General features: G+C 35.8%; 34 protein-coding genes and 1 riboswitch. Of the genes, 28 read left to right on the plus strand and 6 right to left on the minus strand.

Annotated features, from left to right (window positions below; all coding sequences use genetic code 11):
• The first annotated feature begins 13 nt into the window (after positions 1 to 13).
• The 4 genes from AB1K81_RS01085 to AB1K81_RS01100 all read left to right on the plus strand — a co-directional run bounded on the left by AB1K81_RS01085 (position 14) and on the right by AB1K81_RS01100 (position 3500).
• On the plus strand, positions 14 to 514 hold the full coding sequence (locus tag AB1K81_RS01085) for a spore coat protein (RefSeq protein ID WP_412974803.1): 501 nt from the start codon (positions 14 to 16) through the stop codon (positions 512 to 514).
• Between the two features lie 217 nt (positions 515 to 731).
• The gene (locus AB1K81_RS01090) at positions 732 to 1292 is read left to right on the plus strand and encodes an SLOG family protein (protein ID WP_412974804.1); all 561 of its coding nucleotides are present in this window, start codon (positions 732 to 734) and stop codon (positions 1290 to 1292) included.
• Between the two features lie 81 nt (positions 1293 to 1373).
• Positions 1374 to 2270, plus strand: a complete 897-nt coding sequence (locus AB1K81_RS01095) for a GNAT family N-acetyltransferase (RefSeq protein WP_412974805.1) — start codon at positions 1374 to 1376, stop codon at positions 2268 to 2270.
• 252 nt (positions 2271 to 2522) lie between these two features.
• Positions 2523 to 3500 carry a nuclease-related domain-containing protein gene (locus AB1K81_RS01100; RefSeq protein WP_412974806.1) on the plus strand — a complete coding sequence of 326 codons (978 nt, stop codon included), beginning with the start codon at positions 2523 to 2525 and terminating at the stop codon, positions 3498 to 3500.
• A 150-nt stretch (positions 3501 to 3650) separates the two neighbouring features.
• Here the strand turns inward: AB1K81_RS01100 and AB1K81_RS01105 are convergent, their stop codons facing one another.
• Positions 3651 to 4487: a glycoside hydrolase domain-containing protein gene (locus AB1K81_RS01105; RefSeq protein ID WP_412974807.1), complete on the minus strand. Its 837-nt coding sequence runs from the start codon at positions 4485 to 4487 to the stop codon at positions 3651 to 3653.
• Between the two features lie 199 nt (positions 4488 to 4686).
• On the opposite strand from AB1K81_RS01105, the gene AB1K81_RS01110 reads away from it, so the two are divergent.
• From AB1K81_RS01110 to AB1K81_RS01120, 3 genes are read left to right on the plus strand one after another with little or no spacing between them, the layout of a single operon-like run.
• On the plus strand, positions 4687 to 5244 hold the full coding sequence (locus AB1K81_RS01110; RefSeq protein ID WP_412974808.1) for an NUDIX hydrolase: 558 nt from the start codon (positions 4687 to 4689) through the stop codon (positions 5242 to 5244).
• Position 5245: 1 nt separating this feature from the next.
• The gene (locus tag AB1K81_RS01115) at positions 5246 to 5743 is read left to right on the plus strand and encodes an NUDIX hydrolase (protein WP_412974809.1); all 498 of its coding nucleotides are present in this window, start codon (positions 5246 to 5248) and stop codon (positions 5741 to 5743) included.
• A 21-nt stretch (positions 5744 to 5764) separates the two neighbouring features.
• Complete coding sequence (locus tag AB1K81_RS01120; RefSeq protein WP_412974810.1) at positions 5765 to 6526, plus strand: nucleoside phosphorylase; 762 nt, start codon at positions 5765 to 5767, stop codon at positions 6524 to 6526.
• Positions 6527 to 6577: 51 nt separating this feature from the next.
• Here the strand turns inward: AB1K81_RS01120 and AB1K81_RS01125 are convergent, their stop codons facing one another.
• Positions 6578 to 7348: a class I SAM-dependent methyltransferase gene (locus tag AB1K81_RS01125; RefSeq protein ID WP_412974811.1), complete on the minus strand. Its 771-nt coding sequence runs from the start codon at positions 7346 to 7348 to the stop codon at positions 6578 to 6580.
• Between the two features lie 150 nt (positions 7349 to 7498).
• Between AB1K81_RS01125 and AB1K81_RS01130 the strand changes: the two genes are divergently transcribed.
• The 10 genes from AB1K81_RS01130 (at position 7499) to fosB (ending at position 13107) form a co-directional block, all read left to right on the plus strand.
• On the plus strand, positions 7499 to 7903 hold the full coding sequence (locus tag AB1K81_RS01130) for a VOC family protein (protein WP_412974812.1): 405 nt from the start codon (positions 7499 to 7501) through the stop codon (positions 7901 to 7903).
• Positions 7904 to 7924: 21 nt separating this feature from the next.
• Positions 7925 to 8527: a zinc dependent phospholipase C family protein gene (locus tag AB1K81_RS01135; RefSeq protein WP_412974813.1), complete on the plus strand. Its 603-nt coding sequence runs from the start codon at positions 7925 to 7927 to the stop codon at positions 8525 to 8527.
• Between the two features lie 92 nt (positions 8528 to 8619).
• Positions 8620 to 9036: a GNAT family N-acetyltransferase gene (locus AB1K81_RS01140; protein WP_412974814.1), complete on the plus strand. Its 417-nt coding sequence runs from the start codon at positions 8620 to 8622 to the stop codon at positions 9034 to 9036.
• Between the two features lie 20 nt (positions 9037 to 9056).
• Positions 9057 to 9545, plus strand: coding sequence for an NUDIX hydrolase (locus AB1K81_RS01145; RefSeq protein WP_412974815.1), 489 nt, complete (start codon positions 9057 to 9059; stop codon positions 9543 to 9545).
• Between the two features lie 12 nt (positions 9546 to 9557).
• Positions 9558 to 10340, plus strand: a complete 783-nt coding sequence (locus tag AB1K81_RS01150) for an AAA family ATPase (RefSeq protein WP_412974816.1) — start codon at positions 9558 to 9560, stop codon at positions 10338 to 10340.
• Between the two features lie 206 nt (positions 10341 to 10546).
• Positions 10547 to 11086 carry a hypothetical protein gene (locus tag AB1K81_RS01155; RefSeq protein ID WP_412974817.1) on the plus strand — a complete coding sequence of 180 codons (540 nt, stop codon included), beginning with the start codon at positions 10547 to 10549 and terminating at the stop codon, positions 11084 to 11086.
• Positions 11087 to 11165: 79 nt separating this feature from the next.
• The gene (locus AB1K81_RS01160) at positions 11166 to 11534 is read left to right on the plus strand and encodes a YybH family protein (protein ID WP_412974818.1); all 369 of its coding nucleotides are present in this window, start codon (positions 11166 to 11168) and stop codon (positions 11532 to 11534) included.
• Between the two features lie 160 nt (positions 11535 to 11694).
• Positions 11695 to 12213 (plus strand): GNAT family N-acetyltransferase, encoded by a 519-nt coding sequence (locus tag AB1K81_RS01165; RefSeq protein ID WP_412974819.1) that lies wholly within the window; start codon positions 11695 to 11697, stop codon positions 12211 to 12213.
• A gap of 1 nt (position 12214) precedes the next feature.
• Positions 12215 to 12679: a GNAT family N-acetyltransferase gene (locus tag AB1K81_RS01170; protein ID WP_412974820.1), complete on the plus strand. Its 465-nt coding sequence runs from the start codon at positions 12215 to 12217 to the stop codon at positions 12677 to 12679.
• Positions 12680 to 12684: 5 nt separating this feature from the next.
• Positions 12685 to 13107 carry a metallothiol transferase FosB gene (gene fosB / locus AB1K81_RS01175; protein ID WP_412974821.1) on the plus strand — a complete coding sequence of 141 codons (423 nt, stop codon included), beginning with the start codon at positions 12685 to 12687 and terminating at the stop codon, positions 13105 to 13107.
• 47 nt (positions 13108 to 13154) lie between these two features.
• On the opposite strand, the gene AB1K81_RS01180 is transcribed toward fosB, so the two are convergent.
• The gene (locus AB1K81_RS01180) at positions 13155 to 13580 is read right to left on the minus strand and encodes a DUF6376 family protein (RefSeq protein ID WP_412974822.1); all 426 of its coding nucleotides are present in this window, start codon (positions 13578 to 13580) and stop codon (positions 13155 to 13157) included.
• Positions 13581 to 13729: 149 nt separating this feature from the next.
• Here AB1K81_RS01180 and AB1K81_RS01185 point away from each other — a divergent pair, with 149 nt between their 5' ends.
• Genes AB1K81_RS01185 through AB1K81_RS01195 form a run of 3 tightly spaced genes read left to right on the plus strand, consistent with a single transcriptional unit; the run spans position 13730 to position 15216 of the window.
• Positions 13730 to 14050 (plus strand): metalloregulator ArsR/SmtB family transcription factor, encoded by a 321-nt coding sequence (locus tag AB1K81_RS01185; protein ID WP_412974823.1) that lies wholly within the window; start codon positions 13730 to 13732, stop codon positions 14048 to 14050.
• A complete protein-coding gene (locus tag AB1K81_RS01190) occupies positions 14043 to 14741 on the plus strand; it encodes an SRPBCC domain-containing protein (RefSeq protein WP_412974824.1) in 699 nt (232 codons plus the stop codon). The genes AB1K81_RS01185 and AB1K81_RS01190 overlap by 8 nt, the downstream gene beginning before the upstream one ends.
• Before the next feature lie 25 nt (positions 14742 to 14766).
• Entirely contained in the window at positions 14767 to 15216 is a 450-nt protein-coding gene (locus AB1K81_RS01195; RefSeq protein WP_412974825.1) for a DinB family protein, read from the plus strand.
• An 82-nt stretch (positions 15217 to 15298) separates the two neighbouring features.
• Here the strand turns inward: AB1K81_RS01195 and AB1K81_RS01200 are convergent, their stop codons facing one another.
• Positions 15299 to 15751, minus strand: a complete 453-nt coding sequence (locus AB1K81_RS01200) for a GNAT family N-acetyltransferase (protein WP_412974826.1) — start codon at positions 15749 to 15751, stop codon at positions 15299 to 15301.
• Between the two features lie 148 nt (positions 15752 to 15899).
• Between AB1K81_RS01200 and AB1K81_RS01205 the strand changes: the two genes are divergently transcribed.
• From AB1K81_RS01205 to AB1K81_RS01220, 4 genes are all read left to right on the plus strand, one after another.
• On the plus strand, positions 15900 to 17069 hold the full coding sequence (locus tag AB1K81_RS01205; RefSeq protein WP_412974827.1) for an NAD(P)/FAD-dependent oxidoreductase: 1170 nt from the start codon (positions 15900 to 15902) through the stop codon (positions 17067 to 17069).
• Between the two features lie 31 nt (positions 17070 to 17100).
• Entirely contained in the window at positions 17101 to 17985 is an 885-nt protein-coding gene (sigJ, locus tag AB1K81_RS01210; RefSeq protein ID WP_412974828.1) for an RNA polymerase sigma factor SigJ, read from the plus strand.
• A 100-nt stretch (positions 17986 to 18085) separates the two neighbouring features.
• Positions 18086 to 18187: riboswitch (purine riboswitch) on the plus strand.
• 141 nt (positions 18188 to 18328) lie between these two features.
• Complete coding sequence (locus AB1K81_RS01215) at positions 18329 to 18904, plus strand: xanthine phosphoribosyltransferase (RefSeq protein ID WP_412974829.1); 576 nt, start codon at positions 18329 to 18331, stop codon at positions 18902 to 18904.
• A 3-nt stretch (positions 18905 to 18907) separates the two neighbouring features.
• Positions 18908 to 20194 carry a nucleobase:cation symporter-2 family protein gene (locus tag AB1K81_RS01220; RefSeq protein WP_412974830.1) on the plus strand — a complete coding sequence of 429 codons (1287 nt, stop codon included), beginning with the start codon at positions 18908 to 18910 and terminating at the stop codon, positions 20192 to 20194.
• A 135-nt stretch (positions 20195 to 20329) separates the two neighbouring features.
• Here the strand turns inward: AB1K81_RS01220 and pdxK are convergent, their stop codons facing one another.
• Positions 20330 to 21145 (minus strand): pyridoxine/pyridoxal/pyridoxamine kinase, encoded by an 816-nt coding sequence (gene pdxK, locus AB1K81_RS01225; RefSeq protein WP_412974831.1) that lies wholly within the window; start codon positions 21143 to 21145, stop codon positions 20330 to 20332.
• 223 nt (positions 21146 to 21368) lie between these two features.
• Between pdxK and csaA the strand changes: the two genes are divergently transcribed.
• Both csaA and AB1K81_RS01235 read left to right on the plus strand, forming a co-directional pair.
• Positions 21369 to 21698, plus strand: coding sequence for a chaperone CsaA (csaA, locus tag AB1K81_RS01230; protein WP_412974832.1), 330 nt, complete (start codon positions 21369 to 21371; stop codon positions 21696 to 21698).
• A gap of 35 nt (positions 21699 to 21733) precedes the next feature.
• Positions 21734 to 22423, plus strand: a complete 690-nt coding sequence (locus tag AB1K81_RS01235; RefSeq protein ID WP_412974833.1) for a CBS domain-containing protein — start codon at positions 21734 to 21736, stop codon at positions 22421 to 22423.
• 39 nt (positions 22424 to 22462) lie between these two features.
• On the opposite strand, the gene AB1K81_RS01240 is transcribed toward AB1K81_RS01235, so the two are convergent.
• Positions 22463 to 23227 carry an NRDE family protein gene (locus AB1K81_RS01240; protein WP_412974834.1) on the minus strand — a complete coding sequence of 255 codons (765 nt, stop codon included), beginning with the start codon at positions 23225 to 23227 and terminating at the stop codon, positions 22463 to 22465.
• Between the two features lie 208 nt (positions 23228 to 23435).
• Here AB1K81_RS01240 and AB1K81_RS01245 point away from each other — a divergent pair, with 208 nt between their 5' ends.
• Together AB1K81_RS01245 and AB1K81_RS01250 are read left to right on the plus strand one after the other, a co-directional pair.
• The gene (locus AB1K81_RS01245) at positions 23436 to 24848 is read left to right on the plus strand and encodes a DHA2 family efflux MFS transporter permease subunit (RefSeq protein WP_412974835.1); all 1413 of its coding nucleotides are present in this window, start codon (positions 23436 to 23438) and stop codon (positions 24846 to 24848) included.
• Positions 24849 to 25000: 152 nt separating this feature from the next.
• Positions 25001 to 25570 (plus strand): dihydrofolate reductase family protein, encoded by a 570-nt coding sequence (locus tag AB1K81_RS01250; RefSeq protein WP_412974836.1) that lies wholly within the window; start codon positions 25001 to 25003, stop codon positions 25568 to 25570.
• The last annotated feature ends 72 nt before the right edge of the window (positions 25571 to 25642 follow it).

Below are 25642 nucleotides of genomic sequence, written 5' to 3' on the forward strand. Positions count from 1 at the left end.
AAGGGGTAATTTAATGAGACACGGACGCAATTGTGGATGTCCAAAATGTGTTGTGCATCCTACTAAGCATAATGTAGTTCATCAATGCACTGAAGAAACGATACAACATATTCATCCTTCTCATACGACAGTAGTGAACCATCACCTAATTAAGAACCAGCATGTATTCCCACACTCTACTTCTTTTCAAAATAATGTAAATAGTGTAGACCAATATGGAGGTTCATTTAATGTACCTGCTGCTCCAGGAATGGGACTTGGCCCAGCAGGCCCAGCACCGGGTCAAGTAGCTGGAGCATTTGATCCGGGAGCAGGATTAGGACCAGGCATGGGGCCAGGAGGTCCAGGAGGCCCAGGCCAAGTGGCAGGAGCTTTTGAACCAGGCATGGGACCAGGAATGGGAGCTGGACCATGGGGTACACCGACAACATTACCAGGTCAAGTAGCAGGAGCAATGTCACCAGGTATGGGACCAGGAGCAGCACATGGATGGGGCAAAAAACCTAAGTGCTAATAGTAAGTTAACTTGATAATGAGCTGGCAGACACTGCTGGCTCATTATTATATGTAAAGAGTGCGATAACTTGTGCAAGTCATCTGTTATATGTTGTAACGTTGTATATTGGACAAGTTATAACTTTTTCATGCAGAATGGTCTTAAGAAGTTTACTAGAACAGTTAGAGGGAAGTATGAAAAAATCACCTATGTTTAGTTAAAGGATGTGCAGCACATGAAAGTACTTACTGTAACAGGATATAAACCGAGAGAAATAAATATTTTTAAAGAAAATGATCCTAAGATCAATATTATAAAAGCAGCACTTAAGAAGCGATTAATTGGTTTTATTGAAGAAGGATTAGAATGGATTCTTATCTCGGGTCAGATGGGAGTAGAATTATGGTCTGCAGAGGTAGCATTGGACTTAAAGGAACAGTATGACATTCAAATAGCAATTATCCCACCTTTTGAACAACAAGAAGACCGCTGGCCGGAAGATTTAAAATTAAAGTATGAGGAACTAACGATGCTGGCAGACTTTTATCAACCACTATACCAAGGTGAATATAAGGGGCCATATCAATTCCGAGCAAAGAATAAATGGTTAGTAGAAAAAAGTGATGGCTGTTTACTTTTACTAGATGAAGAGTATCCAGGTAGTAACAAATTTTTCTATGAAGAAGCTAAAAAAGCGCAAAAAGATTATCCGATTTATTCTATTACACCATCAGACTTAGATGAAATGGTAGAAGAAATGCGCATGAGTGATCCAAATTATTGGAATAACGAATAGATTTTGCAGGAATCTCCTTTTGAAAAGTCGAATAATAAAACAAGGAAACGTTCTTGCAAAACTAGTTAGGAGAGCTAATCTATGAAAAAATTTCCGGTAATCTTTACGAGAAGACTAAATTTAATAGAGATTGATCACCAATATGATGAGACTATATTCGATATAATGTCTTCTGCGGACGTTATGAAATTTTATGGTAGAGAAAGTATGGTATCCATTGAGGAAGCGGAAGCGATGATTGATCACTTTCAAATGTTATTTAAAAGTGGGCGTGGTATTCGATGGGGGATAGTGTGGAAAGAGTCTGGCGAGTTTATCGGTACAATCGGCATACATAATTATGCCTCTGCAATGAAAAGAGCAGAAGTGGGATTTGAACTACATCCTAATTTTTGGAGAAGAGGAATTTTAACCGAAGCACTAAACAGTGTATTAGAATTCGGCTTTGTGGAAATGGGACTTCACCGGATCGGCGCAATAACTTTTCCAGAAAATGATGCTTCCAATAGCTTGCTAGAAAAAGTAGGGTTTAAGCATGAAGGAGTCCTTCGTGGTTATCTGTTCCAGCATAATAAATCTCATGATGCAAATGTGCTGTCCATATTAAAACCGGAATGGCGGAGGAAAAAATATGAGAATGATGCACCAGATTTACAGTACTCCGACCATATGACAGAGATTATTAAACGAGCAGAAGCAGAAGGAGACTTCGATAACCTTCCCGGAAAAGGGAAACCACTTGACCTAGGACCAAGTTATACAAATCCATCAGAGGCACAGCTGTACAAAACATTAAAAGATAACCACGTACTTCCACAATGGGTAGAACTAGCAAATGAGATTGACAAGTTGAAAGAAAGCTTAACAGATCTTGAGGGGAAAGAGCGTAAAAAATTAGTTAAAGAGATTAATAAAAAGATCAAAGCATATAATTACGCTTGTCCACCGTCACTGCAGAAAACGAAGGTGTTTGAGTAGAGGACCAGTCCTTATGTCGGGCTGGTTTTTTTGTGTGGAAGATCAGCAAAAACACGAAGTTTATGTGATTTGGCACGAAGTTTTAAGCAATTGCCTCGAAGTCTGCCTAATTTGACCTGAAGTTTTCACAAATTCGCTCGAATGACCGATTCTTATTAAATATGAAGATAAAATTTGGTAGTAACTAGCAGGATTTTCCTGTAATTTTATCGAACTAAATAAAATATAGAATCAGAAAGGTGGATGATAGTATTGATTGTTAAACCTCTTGATGTTCCTCTTATATTGTTGCAGACAGAGGCATTGGATAAAAGGTTACCCCAACACCATAAAATGAAAGAACTAGTTAGTAACGATGCTCGAAGACTCAGAGCTGGTTATAATGGTGAAAAGTCCTTAGATTCTACTCTCTCACTCCTTGATAACTCCACTTATTACATTCTTCATAATTTAAGAATTCCAGATACAAATGGTTTTTTCCAAATTGATAATCTCATTTTAACTAAAAGTTTGTGCGTTTTGATAGAAGTTAAAAATATATTTGGGACGGTAACTTTTGATGAAATGGGGCAAATGATTCGATCTCACAATGATATTGAAGAGGGATTTCGGAGTCCAATAGAACAAATAGTAAAGCAGGAGTATAGATTTAAAAGGTGGTTAAAGGCCAATAAATTCCCAACCATTCCAATAGAGAAGCTAGTCGTTTTTAGTAATAGTAGTACAATAATTCGGAACATGACAAGTAATAGATATTTTGGAAACCTAGTTATTCACGAGGATAAATTATTTAGTAGATTAACCCAATTAGAAGAGAGGTATCAGGAGTCCACATTGTCAATAAGACAAATAAAACGAGTTATCAAAAAGTTACTGGAACAACACGCATCCCAACTGGTAGATATCTTAGAAAAATATACGATCTCTTATAACGATTTAATTAAGGGTGTTTTCTGTGAACATTGCAAGGAGATTATGAATAGAGACCATGGCAAGTGGAAATGCGGAATTTGTGGATGGGTTTCAAATGAGGTGTATCTTAATGCCCTAAAAGACTACTCTATCTTAATTAAAAGGGATATAAATAATAGAGAGGCAAGGGATTTTTTAAACGTAAATTCTTATGATGTGGTAAAGAAACTATTAAAACAAGGTGGTTTTGAGAAGATTGGAACAACAAGTGATACTAGATATAAGCTTAATTTTGATAAAAAACCGAAGATGAACTAATCTTACCCTAAGATTTCTCTATATGCCCCGAAGTATAAAAGAACTAGCGCGAAGTTTTCACAAATTCACTCGCACAACCGATACTCAGCGACGCAAACCACAAAATATCCGCTCACCCGACCGAAAAAGTGGGCCATGTAGCCCACTTTTTTACCAAAGGTACTCTAGCATATTTCCTTCAAATAGATTCGTGTCTATATTACATGTTTCGGAGTCGATAGCATACTGCCAACCGTATACTCTAGCGTTATCAGGGCCTTGTGGGTTATAATCTGGGGCGTTTTCTTTAGTCGTTACTTCTTCTTGAGGGTAAGCTGTCCATACGATTGTGTTTTCTTGTACCTCTTGTTCCATGGAATTATAAGCATTCAGGAGTTCACTTTCTTCATCAAATACTCCGTATACGCCTGGTTCATAATTGGAGTCAACCATTGTTTGATACCATCCCTCCATGAATGCAGCATCTACTGGGTAGTCTGGTTCGATATCCACGAATATAGCAACGTCTTCAGGGATTTCTAATTCCTCAGCCATTGCAATTGCTTCTTCTGCATGGTTAACACCATTATCGTAACCACGGGCATCTTCCACATGGTTATAGATTACGAGAATTTGAATATCATTATCGTGTAGCAATTGGATTTCTGCTTTGTCTATTCCTTCCGATACCCCTTCTTTTTCTCCTAGGTAACGTCCCCAGACAACAGGTTTTCCGAAATTATCTACTACACAGCCAAGGAACTCTTCATCCGTATAAGTTGCTGAGTCAACTCCCCAATGAATTTCATTACCGTTATCATTGGTGGCTCCATCATTACTGTTTTCTTCTTCGTTTCCGCCACCACCATGATTATTCTCTTGTTCTTCTGTGTCTGGATCCTGTACGCTGTCAGAGGTGTTAATTGGTGAAACGACGAAGTAAAAGAAGAGGGGAATGGCAATTACAAGAGCTAAACTTGCTAGGGTGAAAAGTTCGTACTTCTTCATGGGTTTAAACCTCCTTTCAACCCCTATAGCATTATATGGTTGGGGAAGTCAGAGGTGTGGGCTTGCGTATAAGATTCATAGAAGGATAATGAAAATGTTTGTCGAATAGTACAATATGACTAATTATTGAGCAAAATTAAGGTTTACTAGAGAAAAAACATTAATCCATTTCTATGTGGATAAATTCGAGGTGATTACGATGGAAAAGTGGAAAACGATTGCATCTGATTATGTGTTTAAATCTTCATTTGGAAACCTTCGGAGAGACAAATTAGTACTTCCAGATGGAAACCTGATTGATACCTATTATGTAAATGAATATGATGACTGGGTTAATGCTGTTGTCTTAACAAAGGATCACCATATTGTATTAGTTAAGCAATACCGACATGCAGCACAGGATTTTTTCTTGGAAGTTCCTGCTGGTAAACCTGAGGCTAATGAATCTCACCAAGAGGCGATTATTCGCGAGGTCAGGGAAGAAACTGGGTATATTTCTGAATCTGAACCGATTAAATTAGGGGAATTCTTTGTTAATCCTGCAACGCAAACGAATAAAGTAATTACCTATCTATTTCTTGATGCATACCAGGCATTTGAACAGGACTTAGACCCGATGGAGATAGTAGATGTGCATTTATTTGATATTGAAGAAATGGAAAAGATGCTCACAACCGGTGAAATTAATCAGTTATTTACAGCGAGTGCTTATTATATGGCAAAATCGTTTCTAATGAATCGGTTGAAGGAGGAGTAGCATGACTTCTTACTATGTAAACTGGGGAGAGGCAATTGTTAAATTAACTTGGAAAAAAGACTATCAACCACCGCTAGAGCTAATTACGAGTATTCATGGCTTTTGTTTTAAGGACGGAAAAGTATTACTAGTGGATCTTAATCACCGTGGATGGGATTTACCTGGTGGTCATATTGAACAAGGTGAGACACCTGAACAATGTTTCAGACGAGAGGCGATGGAGGAAGGATATGTGGAGGGAGAATTACAGTTATTAGGAGCAGTTGAAGTCGACCATCATGAAAATCCGACTTGGGACGGCACAAGTAAATATCCTATAGTTGGCTATCAATTATTTTACCGTATGAATATTACGAAGGTGCTTCCGTTTGATGCCAAATATGAGTCTAGTAGAAGGAAATTCGTTCCGTTAAATGAGGCACTAACATTTAAGAATTGGCATGAGGTTCATCAAGAAATTTTCGAACATGCTTTGCAAATCGAGAACAAACTGGCGTAATAGAGAATAGGGGGCTAAATAATGAAACTATATGGTGATTTTCAAAAAGAGGACTGGATGCAAGCTCTAAAACTTACTGATAAAGATATCCCAGAAACATTCATCCTCCATGGAGAATGGGAACATAGAGAGAATCTAGAACTGTGGAAGCAAATTCTTTCCGATGAACAGTCAAATCCGGAATGGAACACGGTAATTGGCAATCATCAAGGAAAAAGAGTCGGTTTTTCAAATGTATTTGGTGGTCCATCTGCTGCTATCACGGCACATATATTCGGAAATGTTGGTACGGAAAAATTTATCCAAACTGGTTATTTCGGTGGACTCTCGCATGATGTTCAATACGGAGATATCCTCATTGTGACAGGTGCCTATATGGAAGATGGTGTTTCACAGTGGTATTCACCAGGAGCTACGCAAGTTTTTGCGGATCCGAAATTAGTAGAGGCAGCTATGCAATACTGTGAAGAAAAAGGCTATCGTTATGTAACAGGTTCGGTTATGTCTACGAGCGCGATGTATATGGAGACAGCAGAAATTGTAAAAGGCTGGTCAGAGGATGGACATCTTGGTGTTGATATGGAAACGGCAACTACTTTTTCTATTGCAAGGTATTTTAATCGTAGTGCGATTGGATTATTGAATCTAACTGATCACATAATTAAAGGTGATACATTTTATACAACAACTAAGAAAACGAAAAATCTTATTGATGAGACAGATATAAAGATTCGTGAGCTTGCACTTCATTTAGCGTCACTAAAAGTTGGTTCTTGGGCATAGGTTGAAATATCGAAAGGAGCTTGCATTTTGCAAGTTCCTTTCTGATTAAGGCTATTTAATCTTCTTACATACATAAATCATTTCATAACAATCATTCGTTATAGGGTTACCTTTCCAGTCTTTATTAACATTAACTATCTGAAACCCATGTGAATGTAAAAGTCGTTCCATTTCTTTTGGAAAAACATATCGTAACCTTATATTGGTTGTCTTCTCATCGATTAGTTCTCCAGCTTCATTCTTATATCTTCTAATGGTAGTATAATGTTGGATTTGATTCAAAGAGTCATAGTTACTAATTGTGTAAACATCTACTAGGTTTTGCGTATCATTGTCAGTATAAGTTTTCCAATATTCTTCGGTACTTGGTTGAAGTAATTCTTCATTACTAGGAAAGCGAGTACCAAAAATGAAAATCCCTCCAATTTCTAAATGTTTGTTAACGGAAACTAGTAATTCATCTTGTGCGTCGTTGGTTAGAAAATGTTGAAATGAGTTGCCAACGGAATAGATGAAATTACTTTTGATGGTTAAATCCATTTTCGTACAGTCCTGTTCCACCCAGTCTATTTTTAAATCAAATTTGGATGATTTTTTTACCGCTTCCTGTAACATTCCTTTATGAATGTCAACTCCGATCATCCTATGTCCATTCTGGGCCATAGGAATTGTTATTCTTCCTGTACCGCATGCTAAATCAATAATGGGACCTTCCAATCTTTCAGCCCACTTTAGTAAATAAGGCAGTTCAGCTATAAATGGTTCATTCTCTTTGTCGTACAAAATCGGGTCATCATACTCTTCATAGTTTTCTAGTTTCATTTTTTCTCCTCACGGTATACATTAACTTTAGGACAATCCTATTTCCCATCGCCATTACTTGGAAAAAGTCCTCTTTTTATCCTCGATACTATTATATAAAGTGTTATAATGTTTGTAAAATTTATATTCTTTAGTATCCGGAGGTTAAAAATGAATTTTCCTAACTTTACTGCGGCTCAAGTTCGAATCGCACGGCCAACTGATAAATATGATGAAGTAATTCAATTCTATGAAAATGGATTAGGGCTCAACAGGCTTACTGATTTTGAAGGACATAGTGGTTATTCGGGTGTGATTCTAGGTCTTCCTGATGCCTCTTATCATTTAGAGTTTACAAAACACGTGGATGGCTCCCCTTGTCCAGCACCAACTAAAGATAATTTACTAGTTTTTTATATTCCGAAACATGCTGAAATCGTCGCAATAAAAAATAAATTGGAATTAATGGGATATCCAGAAGTAGAACCTGAGAATGGCTATTGGGAGGAAAAAGGAGTTACCATCGAAGATCCAGATGGGTGGCGGATTGTGTTAATGAATACAGAAGGAATATAAGAGGAGAAAAGGAGATGTCCTATGGGATCTAGAATCATGCATTTAATTATCGCTAAAAGAATAGCAGAGAAGATTGGTATACAGGATGAAGAGGCATTTCTATTAGGAGGAGTTGCTCCTGATGCAGTATATCCAAAGAATAAATCTCATTTTTACTCAGGTACTGAAGAAAATTATTCTACAACAGTTAAATTTGATACATTCTTGAAAAAGTATCCAGAACGTACCGATTATGTGCTAGGATACTACACACATTTAATTGCTGACTATGTTTGGATTAAAGGCTTTTACTTCGGTTGGTTAAAAAATCGAATGAATGCAGATGAAACATTTTACGAACAATATCACGGTGATTTTCGTCTATTAAATGCAAAACTACTACAATACTATCAAATAGAATCTAGTATTTTAGATGAAATAAAACTAGATAGTATACACGATATAGAGGAAGTAAAGGTAGACGATGTGAAAAACTTCATCCATTATGTAAAAGGAGATATGGATTATCCGCAAGAACACTTAACGGAGGAACTTAAAGTGTTCACGTTACTACAAATTATCGGTTATCTAGAAACATCTATTGAGCGTGGTGTGATAAAGCTTCGGGAGTTGGGGATAACATGATTGAAATAAGGAATATTTTATTCAATGAGTCTGAACTTAGTAGTATAGCTCGACTTTATAAATGGGCATGGGAATAGGAATCCAATGATTTTTTGGAACGGTTTAAGCGGCATGCTACTTACTCAGGTTTTCGTGGAGTTTTGGCAGGTGATGGAGAAGAGATAATAAGCTTTGCCTATGGATACACATCTTTGGAGGGACAATATTACCATGAATTATTGAAAAATAGTTTATCAGATGAGGAGCAGGAAAGTTGGTTATCCGATTGCTTTGAACTGGTTGAACTTGTAGTAGATCCCTCCTATAGGCGAAAAAATGTAGGACAAGTAATACTACAAGAGCTAATAGAACATTCGACCAATAAAACTGCCATATTAACAACTCAAATAGATAATATACCAGCACGAAACCTTTATGAGAAATTGGGATGGCTGACTTTAAAAGAAGACTTTTTCCCAGGTGAAAATGCAAAGCCTTATGTTATTATGGGGAAGAAACTTATAGACTAAAGTTAGGCAGGGGAAGATACATGCTTAAATATACAATCGGGTTCATTAGACGTGGCGATGAAATATTATTACTAAACCGTGAAAAATCAACATGGATGGGTAGCTGGAATGGGGTTGGCGGTAAGCTTGAGAAAGGTGAATCGCCAAGACAATGTATTCTAAGAGAAGTACTAGAGGAGACCGGTATTGTGCTTGAAGAGATAGAGTTTAAAGGACTGGTTACTTGGGAAGGTGATAAGTCTTATAACGGTGGTATGTATGCTTTTATCGGAGAAGTACCAGAATCATATGAGTATACTACGCCTATAAAAACGGATGAAGGAATATTAGATTGGAAAAAAATCGACTGGATTTTTCACCCCGATAATACAGGTGTAGCTAATTTGCAATATTTCTTGCAGGAGTTGCTTCAGGTTAAAGAAGTGTATGGACATCACTTTGTTTACCGTAATGGAAATGTAGAAAAGTTTGAACGTAAATCCCTATCTATTCTTGAAGAAATCTATTAAGGAGTAATTTCCATGATTCATTTAAAATCTGTAACAAAACAAGGTTCACCAAGGGAAGATTCTTATCCATTTCATCTTCCGTTTATTCGTAACTTTCAAGAACTTAACCTAACATCTCCGGTGACAATTATAGTTGGGGAAAATGGAACAGGAAAATCTACATTATTAGAAGCAATTGCAGCTAATATAGGTAGTATTTTAATAGGTGGAGAGAATATTGATTCTGATCCATCACTTGACCCTGCACGAGAGCTTGGAAAGGAATTGAAATTAGTTTGGACGTTAAAAACGAGAAAGGGTTTTTTCTTCCGAGCGAATGATTTTATAAATTTTACCCAACGAATTGCCGCAATTAGAGCAGATTCGAAACAAGCATATCAGGAAATTAAAGAGAGGGATCCGTACAGCCTTGAAGTATTACCATATGCAAACACTTTGCATGATTTAAAAAATCTTTATGGTGAGGGATTGGACGTGCGTTCCCATGGAGAAAGCTTTCTAGATTTATTTCAAGCTAGGTTCCAACCAGGTGGTTTGTATATTTTGGATGAGCCAGAAGCACCACTTTCTCCTTTGAAACAACTTACACTTATTTCGATGATTAATGACATGGTAAAGGAAGATGGTCAGTTTATTATTGCAACCCATTCACCAATATTAATGGCTTTACCAAATGCAGCAATTTATTGCTTTGAAGATGACAAATTAATAAGAAAAGAATATGACGAAGTGGAACATGTAAAATTAACAAGAGATTTTTTAAATAATCCAGCTAGCTTCCTCCGTTATTTATAAGACACTTTTATTTTTTTTTGAAATTATTTTCCAATATTTTGAAACCTTTACCTTCCTTTTTACGTCTATATAAGAGAAACTTTATTTGAACCTTCACTATTTTAAAAGTAAAACCATCTAACGATCGATCCTATATTTCAGGTTTAATGGTTCAAGTTAAATTTAGATAAAACGGTGTGCTAATAGATATTAATAGGGAGGAGACAATGAGAAAAGTTATAACAATCTTGGTGTTCATCGTTGTGATTTCGGCTGGTTGTTCATCACAGACTCTTTATGATGCAATAAGTAGTGAGTATGGAAAATATGATAATCCTGAAATCTTGTATCAAAATGACGATGTAGGGATTGTTATATTTTTAACAAAAGACAGTAATGGGGAGTTTGTTATTTGTAGAACTACATATGAACTAACTAGTTTTAATCGTTACGAATTAAATACAGAAGACTATTTCTCCGTTGCGGTTGATATTGGTAGGAAATATGAATTTATTCATATGGATACAGTTGGAAAAAATTCGGATACACCTATTAACCTTGTTTGGGGTGGGGTTTTTCATTATCCTAAGGCTGAACAAGTTACCTACAAAATACAAAATGATAATGGAACACTTCATCAAAATCAGATTGATATTAATAAAAAGCATATTTTCGTCGATGTACTATCAGAAGAATTAGCGGATACTTATTCCATAACATTTGATGTGGTTGACCAGGACGGAAATATATTGTTTAGCTATAATTAAAACCCTTTGAGTAGAAGGGTTTTTCTTCTGTATTTTAAACAGGAGGTAAGCATTAAGGTTGATTATGGAGGGATTAATATTGGGATACGAAGAGGCATTAATTGCATATATCGCTGCAACAAATACGCATGATTTTCAATATGTAAGGAAATTACTCTCTGAGGAGGCGGTTTATTGGTTTTCAGATAAATCTTGTAGATCGATTGGTGAAATCCAGCAATATTTTGAAAATGCATGGGAGACGATAAAAGATGAGGTTTACCGGGCAACGGATGTAGAGTGGTTGGTTGCGGAAGAAAATAGTGCAACCTGTATCTATACATATGAATACGAAGGCTATTATGATGGGAAGTTTGTGCAAGGAAGTGGGAGAGCTACGAATGTTTTTGTGAGAGATTCTCTAGGTGAGTGGAAATTGATACATGAGCATTTGAGTAGTTTAAGGTAAAATCTTGAAAGAAAGTCATTTAGGTCTAAAATTACTGTTTAACGATAAAAACCGTTTGAAAATTCCGCTCAAACGGGTTTTTATTTACCTATATATAAAGGGATTATGCTATTCCTTGTCGAACTAAAATTAAGAAGGAACATGTTTTGGAGGGTTGATCATGATGATTCGGTTACTAGACCCAACTGATGCTAAACAATATGCTACATTACGGCTTGAAGCTTTAAAAGAAAATCCAGAGGCTTTTTCTGCAAGTTTTGAGGAAGAATCGGAGAAAGAAAATCCTATTCAACTGTACGAGAAAAGATTTAGCAATACTCATTATAACTTAGGAGCTTTTGATGAAGAGACATTGGTTGGAATGGTGTCATTAGTTCCAGAAACAAAGCTAAAACTAAAGCATAAAGCGAATATTTTTGCAATGTATGTGACGCCGGATTATCGTGGAAAAGGAATTGGTAAGGCACTGCTTGAAGCAGCGATTAATCAAGCGAAACAAATCGAGGGACTAATCAAGATTAATCTGGCTGTCGTATCGATTAACTATGGAGCAAAGGCACTTTATAAACAAATGGGATTTGAAACTTTTGGTATTGATGAAAAAGCGATAAAAATACGGAATGTTTATTTGGATGAAGAGTATATGTCGTTATTTCTAAACAAAGAATCGAGGGACTGAGTTGGAATTCACAACAAGTAAGATGACAGACAATTATGCAATTGAAATATTGAAATGGAAATATGAGAAGCCGTATGATCTATATAATAATGTACTTTCCGGCGAAGCAATAATGGAACTTACGAGTAGTTCTTATAAAGCAATTTTATTAAACGATGAAGTAGTAGGTTTTTATTGTACAGGTAAAGATGCTCAAGTTCCCGCGGGGAATGAGGTAGGTGCTTACTCTCGGGATTGTATGGATATTGGACTTGGTATGAAACCAGACTTAACCGGAAAGGGTTTAGGAACACCGTTCTTCGGATTTATATTACAAGATATTTGTGAGGAGTCTTCTAAATGCTTACGTTTAACCGTTGCAGACTTCAATAAACGTGCAATTCGTTTATATGAAAACTTTGGGTTTGTAATAGAGAAAGAGTTCTGGCGTGGTGATATGCAGTTTAATGTTATGATCAAAGGGTGAACGAATTGAGGCTAGATGGGATTAATCATTTATTATTTTCTGTTTCAAATCTTGAGAAATCTATTACATTTTATGAACAGGTTTTTAATGCTAAGTTACTCGTAAAGGGAAGAACAACAGCCTATTTAGACTTAAATGGATTGTGGCTAGCGTTAAATGAGGAAAAAGATATACCCCGAAGTGAAATTCACAAATCTTATACCCATATCGCTTTTTCTATAGATGAAAAGGATTTTGAAGCTTACTATAATAAACTTCAAAATCTCAATGTAACAATACTTCCAGGTAGAGAACGTGATATTCGAGATAAACAGTCTATTTACTTTATAGACCTTGATGGGCATAAGTTTGAGTTTCATACTGGGACTTTAGAGGACAGATTGGCATATTATAAATCAGCAATGTCACATATGAAGTTTTATGAATAAAAGGCTGATCCAAAAATATGTACATTTTTGGATCAGCCTTTTTACTCTTATTCAATCCCTAACTCTTCTATCTTATTCATAAAGTTTGTAATACTTTCGATTGTTTGGATAATCTCGGTATTTTTTATTTCATCAATAGCAACTTCTCCATTAGCCTTAATACTGGCTATCGTATCTAACAGCTTTTCATTATTAGCTAAAATGTCATCATGTATTCCTTCAGCTACAACAGGAACTTCCAATGAATTGAACTCCTCAATCTTTCCTTCTAAATCAGTAAGAAGTGTCTCTAGTTCGTCAACATTCCCTTCATTGATGGAAGTCTGAACATCCTCTGCGATTGTACTTAACTCATTCAAGTATTCTGTTGTTTCTGTAGCATAATTAATTGTCGTTTGGGTTTCTTCTAGAAAACCACAGCCAGATAAAAACAGGGCCGTTACGAACAAGAGTAAACTAATTGTTTTTTTCATGAACAATCTCCTTTTACGTACCGTTATTAGTTAAAGGATAACATCAATTCTAAGAAAAATCATTCTTTTTAAAAAGTGGTTGAACTTTAAATTTGCCTATGCTAAAGTATATATAACCAAATGGTTATATAATGGGGGTGAGAGATACTATGCCAGATGTTTATCGAGCTTTAGGTGATTCAACGAGACGGCACATTATGAAGATGCTTAAAGAGAAAAGCATGACACAAAAGGAAATTGTTGAGGCGTTTGATATCTCTCAACCAGCCATCAAGAAGCATTTAAATGTCCTTTTAGAAGAAGAATTGATTTCAGCAACGATTCAAGGAAAATACCGGTTATACACCTTGAATGTAGACACGTTACAAAGGGCTTATAGTGAAATGCTTCAATACATCGGAGATTTACTAGATGACAAGCTTGCTAGCTTGAAAAATTATGTAGAAAAAGGAGAATTGAAGGATGACTAAAGTTCAAGATTCGGTAAGAAGAGAGATTGTTGTAAATGCTCCACTGGAAAAGGTTTGGAACGCTTTAACAAAAGAGGAACATCTAAATCGCTGGTATACAAAAGAAGCGAATATTGATTTTCGTGTTGGCGGAAGAGGTTATATGAACCATGGTTGGGGAGCAACCTCTGAAGGTGTTTATACGGAGATCAATGCAATGAGTCGTTTTGTTTTAGAGAGCAATGATGGTGATTTTAAGACGATTACGGAATTACAAGAAGTAGAAAATGGTATTAAAGTTAGTATTGAATACCGAGCATCCTTTATGTTAGAAATGGATAATGTGGCAAAGGAAAATATGTTATTTGGAACTGGCCAATTCCTCGAAAATTTAAAAAGTGTGTACGAGTTAGGACAGGATAATCGAAACAATCTTTGGAAAACTTGGATAGGTGTTTCCCATACTACTAATCTAGATGGTAAAGGAACGAGAGTCCTACAAGTGAAAGATGGAAGTGTGGCAGCAAAATCTGGCTTAAATCAAGGTGATATCATACTTAAGATAGATCAGGATCCCGTACTAGGCTATGAGTCTTTCGAAAAGTTAATAAACACTAAGACAATTAAGGAGTTTGTAACGCTAAATGTGATGCGGGGTACTGAGAAATTAGATATTGAATGCCAAGTTGATACGTATCCAGTACCATATTAAGTAATATTAACCTAGGGGGATGAGCATGAATAAGACATATCAGCAATTTGAAAATATGATAACCGAGATACTAAATGTAAGAGACAAAGAAGAATCTTTATTAACGGATCCAATCAGTAAAGGGAAATGGTCAATCAGGGAGATTATTGCACATTTATATTATTGGGATAAATTTATTTTAGAAAAAATGGTTCCACAGATGGCACAAGACGCAAAACTTCCTGAGTTTCCTGACCATGATTCATATAATAATGAAGCAATCACGTACTTAAAAGATCATTCAGTAGAATCGATTATCGAACTTTTTGTAAACACTCGTAAAAGATTAATAAAGAGTTTGATGAGGATTGGAGATGATGTGAAATTTACAATTGGAAAAGGTAAAAGACACTTTTCAGCTGAAAGCTTTACCAAGATGTTTGTAAAGCATGATGTTCATCATTTGCAGCAGATTAGTGAGAAGGTCGGGGCATAGAGTGATCTATGCCTTAGCGTTTAATGAAGTTACCTATTTCCTTTTTAGTTCGGAAAAGGCGCAGTAAAAAATTTTTTGCGCCTTATTTCAATTTAAAACAATGGGTGGAATTAAGATACTGATTACCTTTCGTAAAGCCAAATGAAGTATAAAACTGATCCCCTTCCAATGTATCTGTTTTCAAAGTTAGTACACTAAAATTATCGGCCGCTTCTTGGATGATTTTTCTTAACAAAATAGATCCGACTCCTTGTCTTCTAAATTCTTTTTTTACATAAAATCTTCTCAATCTACCAACCTTTTCATCGTTAGAGAATGGATCAATATTGATTCCGCCTACAGCTATTAACGTGTTCAATTCCGAATAAACTCCATATAATGCCTCGCCCTGTTTGTTAAATTGATTACTTCCATTTTTATATTCTGTAACTAATCTTTCTACAAATCGGAAACCCTCATTTTTACTATCCTCTACAAGAATATTGGAGTCTTTTCCCAATAAAGTCGTTATTCTTAACACCCTGTATTTATCCATATTTCCTCCAATAGTTTTCATTATTCCATCTTGCTAATTTCCTTAAATTAAGAATATTTTATCATGAATAAAATAATCCTTAGAATATAATGTCACAAAGTCACTCCCTCAATCGTTCTATTTTTAAACGAATGGAGAGTGATTATCGATGCGTAAAATGACATATGTAGTAATTGGTGGGGGATATGCGGGGATTCATACAGTAAAAGCTATTCAGAAAAAAGTTCAAAAAAAGAATCAATCACATCGGGTTATATTAATTGATCCCAATCCGGATCATATTAAAAAGGTTTTATTATTTAAACCTGCTGCCAAAAAAACAAATATAAAAATTCCATTTAAGCGGATATTTCCAAACGGTGTAGAGATTATTCAAGGTTTTGTTACCGCTATTAATCATTTTGATAAATCAATATCAGTACGGAGGAGCTCAGAGGAAGAAATACTAATCAATTATGATGCTGTAATTATAACAGTAGGCAGTACTTTCCAGAGTATGGATAGAGGAGGAATCGAGCTTTCTAGTTTGAATAATGCTGAACGTATTCACCAACGATGGAAGGAAAATATTCAACTGGCCAAACATACAGATGACAAAGAGGAGCGGAAACGACTATTAACGGTTACAGTTGTCGGTGCAGGTATAAGTGGTATTGAAACATCAGCATTACTAGCAGAGCAAATAAGACTAGCAGCTCAGTCTAACGGACTAAGTCAAGAAGTCCGTGTATTACTAATAAACTCTAAAGAACGATTGTTTATGGATGGTCCTGAAAAATTAAGTAGAAAGCTAGAAAGCAGATTAAAAGAATTGGGAGTGGAAGTCCTACACAATGAAAGAGCTACTTATGAAGCCAACGGAAAACTAGAACTTAAAAGCAACAAAAGTATCCCAACTGGTCTATGTATATGGACGACAGGATTGGTTCCTAATCCCATTCTCTCAAATTGGGAGTTACCACTAACCGAAAACGGTAGATTGAAGGTGGACAGTTCTTATCGTGTTATAGGTAGAGTTGGCATGTACAGTATTGGAGATTGCGCTAGAATTATAGATCCAAAGAATAAAATGGAAGATAAGGCAAATTGTAAGGAAGCGACGATACAAGGTAAACGATTAGGAAAAATAATCCAAGCAGATTTAAACAAACAAAAAGTTCCAGTTCATAAGAAACCAATGACAACATATTGCATCGGTCTAGGTGAAACACAAGGATTAGTATGGGTTGCTTTACCAACGTTTAACCTATTTCTGTCAGGAAAATTAGGTTATTGGATAAGAAAGATGACTTGGGATATGGCTAGTCTGGTAAAATAAAAGAAAATGAGAAAACTGGGGTGGACGGATGATGGAGATAGGTGATTTGTATGATAATTATAAACCATTACTTTTCACATTAGCGTATCAAATGTTAGGGAGTAGTTCGGAAGCAGAGGATGTAGTGCAGGACGTTTTTGTAAAACTACATCATATTGAAAATGATGATCTAGAGAATCCGAAAGCGTATCTTTGTAAAATGATTACCAATCGGTGTTTAGATTTATTGAAATCAGCAAGAAATCAAAGAGAGCAGTATGTAGGAACATGGTTACCGGAGCCAATTCTAACAACAACAGACGATATTAGTGATGTCATTATTCAAAATGATTTACTATCATATGCAATTTTAGTTTTAATGGAAAAGTTATCACCTGTAGAACGATCTATCTTCATTTTAAAAGAGGCATATTCTTTCGATTATAAGACGATTTCTGGATTTGTAGATAAGAGTGAAGTAAATTGTCGCAAAATCTTCAGTAGAGCAAAGGAAAAGCTTGGGGCTAAGCAAAAGGACTCTACCCAATATCAAGTCGATAAGGATTGGATGGGTAATTTAATATCTGCTATGGAGCATGGTAGCTTAGAAGTACTGATGCCGCTTTTATCAGAAGAGATCACGCTATATTCCGATGGGGGAGGGAAGGTTCCGGCAGCTATCTATCCAATTCATACTCCAGAATTGGTATTTCGCTTCTTGACAGGTTTATTAAAACGATTACCGTTATTTGGAGAGGGTGTTCGGTTTGGAAAGGTATCACTTAATGGAGAAGATGGTTTAGTTATGTATAATCATCAGGAAATTTTTCTTGTAGCGATGTTTGAACTAGAGGATAATCTATTAAAAAATATATTCTTTGTTCGGAATCCAGATAAGCTGAAAAAATTAACGAATCAATTGATTACACTGTCATAAAGTAGTTTTTATAATCTTAAATCCGAACATTTTAAAAGTCTGAATCTTTTTATATTCGTATTTGGTATTGATTTTGTTGGAATATGCCAGTATACTAAAAAAACAAATTTAATATTATTTTCATATAATCGCAGGGATATGGCCTGCAAGTTTCTACCAGCTTACCGTAAATGAGCTGACTATGAAAAGTAACGGAATGGTTGATATGCACTCTCTACCTGAGTGAATATTATTCTATTTTTTCGACAACCCTTTAGCTCGAAAACATTACTTTTTATAGTGATGTTTTCGGGCTTTTTTGATAGAAAAGGAAATGAAAGCTTTAAACAAAAGGGAGGATTCTATGAATCTACTAAGGCAAGCTATTATCGAAAAAGGAAAAGCATTATCACCTAATGTTTTGAAGGTCGATGCTTTTTTAAACCATCAAATTGATCCAGCATTAATGGAACAAATAGGAATAGAATTTGCTAGAAGATTTCAAGGGGAACCGATAACGAAGATCCTTACCATTGAGTCTTCAGGGATAGCTCCTGCTGTGATGACCGGATTGAAATTAAATGTTCCAGTAGTTTTTGCTCGAAAAAGCAAGTCGTTAACATTAGTTGATAATTTATTAATCGCGAAGGTTCATTCGTTTACGAAAGGAGTAACGAATGACATTTCGGTATCCAAGGACTATTTACTAGATGAAGATGTGGTATTAGTGATTGATGATTTCCTTGCTAATGGACAAGCCGCTCGTGGACTTGTAGATATTGTTAAACAAGCAGGATGTAAATTGGCGGGAGTAGGTAGTGTTATTGAAAAAGGATTTCAGCCTGGTGGAGACGAACTACGTGGCAATGGGATTCGTGTTGAATCATTAGCGATTATCAATTCATTAGAAAATAAGCAAATTACCTTCAGGGAGGAATAAAAGATGAAGACAGCTGCACTTGGGATCCAGCATGTTTTAGCGATGTATGCAGGAGCAATATTAGTTCCACTTATTGTTGGTGGATCACTTGGTTTAACCCCAGAACAACTAACCTATTTAGTTGCAATTGATATCTTAATGTGTGGTGTTGCAACGTTATTGCAGGTCGTTTCCAATCGTTTTTTTGGCATTGGCTTGCCTGTTGTTCTTGGTTGTACATTTACAGCAGTTGGACCGATGATTGCGATTGGTGGGGAGTATGGTATTAACGCAATGTATGGTGCGATTATCGCTTCTGGTATTATCGTTGTACTAGTAAGTGGGATTTTTGGAAAGCTTGTACGAATATTTCCCCCAATCGTTACCGGAACAGTAGTGACCATTATTGGGATAACACTAATCCCTGTTGCTATTAACAATCTTGGTGGAGGACAAGATGCAGCAGACTTTGGCTCAATTTCAAATATTACGTTAGGTTTTGGAACACTCCTTTTTATTATTTTAATGTACCGTTTTACTAAAGGCTTTATTCGATCTATTTCTATTTTAATTGGATTAATAGGTGGTACAATTATTGCGGCATTTACGGGTAAAGTAGACTTTAATGCGGTTAACGATGCGTCCTTTTTCCATTTACCCGAGCTATTTTATTTTGGTGCGCCGACATTTGAATGGGCACCGATCTTAACACTTACACTAGTTGCTTTGATTTCACTAGTGGAATCAACTGGAGTATACTTTGCTTTAAGTGATATTACAGATAAGAAATTAACGGAGAAAGATTTATCTAAGGGATATCGTGCGGAAGGTTTAGCTATATTTTTTGGTGGTTTATTTAATGCATTACAATATACGACGTTTTCACAAAATGTTGGTCTTGTTCAAATTACTGGAGTTAAGACGAGGAGGGTTATTGTGGTTGCGGGAGCAATATTAATCGCATTAGGCTTAGTGCCTAAAATAGCCGCATTTACCACCATTATTCCAACATCAGTATTAGGCGGTGCAAGTATTGCTATGTTCGGTATGGTGATATCACAAGGAATTAAAATGCTAAGTAAAGAAATCTCCAAATCAACTGGAAACTCAATGGTTGTTGCTTGTTCGGTTGGAATGGGACTTGGTGTTACAGTTGTACCGGAATTATTTGCTCAATTACCATCTAGTGTGCAAATTATAACTAGTAATGGAATCGTGGCAGGAAGTATTACCGCTATTGTATTAAACATCGTGTTTAATATGTTGCCATCGAAACAATCTGTTTCAGTCATGGTAGAAAAAGAAGCGTAATAGTTAGAGAATTCTTCGTATATGAATAAAGAATATAAAAAGCATCCCGTATTACACACTTAAAGTGATACGAGATGCTTTTTGATTTAGGTTTATCTCAGTTTTTTTCTGAGACAGGCCTACCGCTTCAATCCATTATTTATTAGCTTCAAATTTATTATAAGCACCATGCATTACTGGACCAACGTATTCATTTAATTTCCAGCCGTGTTTGATTGCAGCTGAAACGAATTTCTTCGCATTGGTTACAGCGTCTTTTACGGACAGTCCATTTGCTAAATTTGCAGTAATCGCAGCAGCAAATGTACAACCTGCTCCATGGTTATAAGTAGTATCAATCTTTTCACTTTCAAGTAGAGTGAAATCTTTTCCGTCAAAGAATAAATCCACTGCATTTTCATGCTGGATGGCACGTCCACCTTTAATCACAACATTTTTTGCACCTAATTCATGAATTTTAGTAGCCGCTTCCTTCATGTCATCAATTGTTTTAATTGGACCAGAGGTTTGAGCTAATTGCCATGCTTCAAAAAGGTTTGGTGTTGTAACTAAGGATACTGGCAGTAGTACTTCACGCATTGCATCAGTATTTTCAGGCAGAAGAAGCTCATCTTCCCCCTTACATACCATTACCGGGTCAAGAACATATTTTTCAATTTGGTGTTCTCTAATTTTCTTCGCACCAAGTTCTATTACATCAACTGTACCAAGCATGCCAGACTTCATTGCATCGATGCCGACAGAAAGTACTGTTTCTAATTGTTTTTCTACAACACTAACATCAAGCGTTGTTACATTGTGATTCCATCCATTAGGTTCCATTGTAACGATAGATGTTAAAGCATTCATTCCATACACACCATGTTCTTGGAACGTTTTAAGGTCTGCTTGAATTCCAGCTCCACCACTAGTATCTGAACCTGCTAGGGTTAATGCTTTTTTCAATGTCATGTTAAATCCCCCTTGAAATTAAACCTACACATTTACTAGGATATTATATTTTAATTATAAAATAAAGAATACACACTTAGATTTCCCTTAAAAGTATAAATTACTTTCACAAAAGTATAAGAGCTTGTAAAATAGTAATAATAGATGATACTGCAACTAAGAAGAGCCGCCATGTATATGTATTTACATTGGGGGCTATTATTTTTTATGGGGGTTTATAAAAATGGCAACGATTGAAGATTTTATGAAGCTAGATTTACGAATTGGTACGATATTGAAGGCAGAGGATTTTCCTGAGGCAAGAAAACCTGCAATTAAGCTTGAAATTGATTTTGGAGAGCTAGGAATTAAGCAATCTTCCGCACAAATTACGAAGCGTTATAATCCGGAAAAACTTATTGGACGACAAGTTGCAGCAGTGGTTAATTTTCCACCAAGAAGAATTGCAGGATTTAAGTCAGAGGTATTAGTTCTAGGTGGTGTGCCAACTGAAGAAGATGTCGTATTACTTGCCCCAGATGAAGTAGTCGAAAATGGTACTAAAATATCATAAACATCAACGTGTATGTTCTTTAAGGAGATTTAATAATGGAAAGAAACTCAGATCGATTTATAACAGCTTTTAACAGAATTGATAAAGCATTAGATAGTGAGCTTGAAAGCAACAAGGGAATAGGCTTTTCTAAGGCTGTACGTATATTGACGAAGTACAATCCGGTTATTCGGAGATATAAAGATGATTTATTAGAGTTCGCCGAGCTAAGAAATGCCATTGTACATAATCGAATTGATATAGTTCAAGTTATTGCAGAACCACATGATTCGATAGTAGAACAAATTGAAAGAATCGAACAAGAGATTACCAAACCAAAACTAGTCATTCCACAGTTTGAAAAACAAGTACATTCTTTTGAAATAAACGATTCTCTTTCTAGTTTATTGGATGCTGTTGAGGAGAAGGGGTATTCTAAGTTTCCAGTCTATGATGGGGAGAATTTTAAAGGATTAGTTACAGAAAATGGTATTACAAAATGGCTTTCCGAAAATAAAGAAGCTTCTACCAAGGAAATACTTCTACATGAAATTTTGCCTTATCAAAAGGAGAATAATCATGAGTTTATTAATAAAACTGCATCTATTTATGAGGCAGTTGAGTTATTTAAAGAGAATATTGGGAAAGGAAATCGGTTAGATGCCTTACTAATTACAAATAATGGAGAAAAGAATGAAAAGCTACTTGGGATTATCACGGCATGGGATATAATGGGTGTGCAGTAAACGTGAAGTTCAAACAAGTCAAAGAGGCTTGTTTGGACTTCATTTTATTTGAAATTGGTAATTTACTTCATTAATAAGTTCCCCACTTTCAAATGTTCTTTCGGAAAAAGAAACAAAATTTTCATAGTCAATGGTTAAGACTGTGGAAGAACGCGTTCCATAGTCAGGCATTTTAATAAACATAGGGGACAATTTCTTTTCAAGATGTAACCCGACTCCAGTATTTGGTAGTGATGATTTATTGGCTTCTTCTCTATCTGAAAGAATCTGAAATAATTCATTCGGATCAATAACGTCTGTCTGATTTAAATAATATTGTAAGCGGCTCTTGCCTGCTTCCACTTTTGGCCATGGTGTGTTAAGGAAGTGATTGCTAAGACCGTGAGTGCCGGGCTTGATAGAGGTGATAGTATCTTCTATATTATTATAATACATAAGGTGATCACTATCCCCAACTATGACATTATAGCCAACAAAATCATGTTTTTTCTTACTTAATTGTTTCAAGTATACTCCTGAATTCTCATTGCCCGCTAAATAATCCGACACAATATGCCCCCGTGATTTTTTACTTGACTTCATATGTCCTGGATTCCGATAATTCGTAAGCGCAGCAATTCTTCCACTACTTGTTATCCCAAGCCAGGTTCCCATTTGTAATAAATCTCTCCCTGCTAATACCTCTGGGTTGTCTTCCCAAAAAAGCGCATGTTTCGTAGGGCGATTATACGCTTCATCACGGTTAGCTGCTAAGATAAGCTTATATTTAGGATGTTTTTGTAATTGGAAAAGAATCAAACACATAAGCTAAATACGTCTCCTTTTTTACATTATTATAAGAAAAAAGTAGTCTAAATAATATTATTTCGTATTTTGAAGTATTTTTTGTTATAATTATCACCACCTGAGCGTTAGCAGTTTATGGTAAATATATCATTTAAACTTCACTGACATAAAATTCATGTCTTGTGGTATCAATAACTAAGAGACATTAGAGAAAGAAGGCTAGAATATGGTGCATCATCATGAAGTGCAATCAGTGGAGAATATTCGGAAGGTCCCGCTTTTAGCTGTTTTATTAACAGGGGCTTTTGTTGCTATTTTAAACCAAACCCTATTAGTTACTGCATTGCCAGTAATAAAAGGGGATTTAAATATTGATGATAATACCGTGCAATGGTTACAATCTATCTTTTTATTAGTTAATGGAATTATGATTCCGATAACAGCATTTTTAATTGCTCGGTTTTCAACAAGAACGCTATTCCTTTATGCGATGGGTTCATTTGCTTTAGGTACATTTGTATGTGCTATTGCTCCGGAATTCTTTACGTTATTAATTGGTAGGGTTCTACAGGCTGCGGGTGCAGGCGTTATGATGCCGCTTATGCAGACGATTATGTTTTTAATTTTCCCTGTGGAAAAAAGGGGATCTGCCATGGGGCTATTTGGATTAATAATTTCCTTTGCTCCGGCAATTGGACCAACTTTATCTGGATATTTAATTGAGCATTATCCTTGGAGAAGTTTATTCTATGTTGTACTGCCAATCGTAATTATTGATATTATTTTAGCCTACTTCGTATTAGTAAATGTTACGAAACAAACGAATCCTAAAGTCGATATCTTATCGATAATGCTATCCACATTAGGATTTGGTGGTTTGTTATATGGATTTAGTGCGGCAGGCTCAAAAGGATGGGCTAGTGCAGAAGTATTTTTATCCGTCATTTTTGGTGGTGTCATCTTAACTTGGTTTATTTTAAGACAGTTGAAACTAGAAACACCGATATTAGAGTTTCGGATATTTAAAGAAAAGATTTTTACATTAACAACGGTACTTGGCATGACGGTATTTTTAGCTATGATTGGTGGGGCAGTAATTCTTCCTTTATTGATGCAGGATATGCTTGGCTTCTCCCCAATGCTATCAGGATTAGCCATTTTGCCTGGTGCATTGATAATGGGACTCATGAACCCGATTACTGGTCGATTGTTTGACAAGTTTGGTGCTAAATGGTTATCACTTATTGGTCTCATTATTCTTACAGCAGCAACATTCTTGTTAACCATTTTAACTTCTGAATCAACATTTACTTATATCGCAACTGTGCAGGCATTTCGAATGCTTGGGATTGCGATGGTCATGATGCCAGTTACTACTGCTGGATTAAATGTGTTATCTAGTGAAATGCTTCCGCATGGCACAGCGATGAATAATACATTACGTCAAATGGCTGGTGCGATTGGTACTGCATTACTAGTAACCATTATGACGAGCAGTGCCATACCGGAAGAAGGTATAAACGGAATCATTCACGGTGTAAATATGTCGTTCGCTGTTGCTGGAATAACAGCTGCTATAGGTTTAGTACTGACTTTCTTTATAAAGTATGAACAAGGTGCTAGTGCAAGAGGAAAATAATAATTGCAAGTAACCCAGTGGAGAGTAGCTCTCACTGGGTTTTTTTATTTAATTTAGTTTTTGTTACCTGTTCTTTCTTTTGATATAATTTAATTAGAACAAATATTCGTGTTGTGGTGAAGAAAATCAGAACGATAAAGGGATGGTGAGTTATGTTAAATGACATGAAACAGAAACGGATTATCTTAGATTTGGCAGTTACTTTAGATGGTTTTATCGAAGGGAAAAACGGGGAAGTCGATTGGTGTATTATGGACCCTGAAATGGAGTTCACTAATTTTTTGAATCAAATTGATACTATTTTTTACGGTAGAAAAAGTTACGATTTATGGGGACAGTATATTCCTAAGAATGAGGACTCTGATGAAGAAAAGGAGATTTGGGAATTGGTTCATAGTAAAACGAAATATGTGTTTTCTAGAACTCAAAATAAGACTGATAATCAAGCAATATTTATCAATGATAACATTCTTGAAGAGGTTAATAATTTGAAGAAAAAGCCTGGTAAAGATATCTGGTTATATGGTGGTTCAACTCTCATAAAAACTTTTATTAAGCTAGGTCTTATTGATGAATTCAGATTATCCATTCATCCCGTAGTTTTGGGAGAGGGTAAACCGTTATTTGTTGATATTAATCAGAGGCTAAATTTAAGAATGGTTAATACGAGAACCTTCTCTTCTGGAGTTGTTCAAATGATCTACCGGTGGGATGGAAATTAATGAAAGAATTCAATCGCATTATAAACTTTTCCACAAAAATTTTAATAGGGTCATGTATTTAAAAGGAGGTTT

The sequence above is a fragment of the Ornithinibacillus jepli genome (assembly GCF_047228935.1).
Classification (GTDB): Bacteria; Bacillota; Bacilli; order Bacillales; family Amphibacillaceae; genus Ornithinibacillus.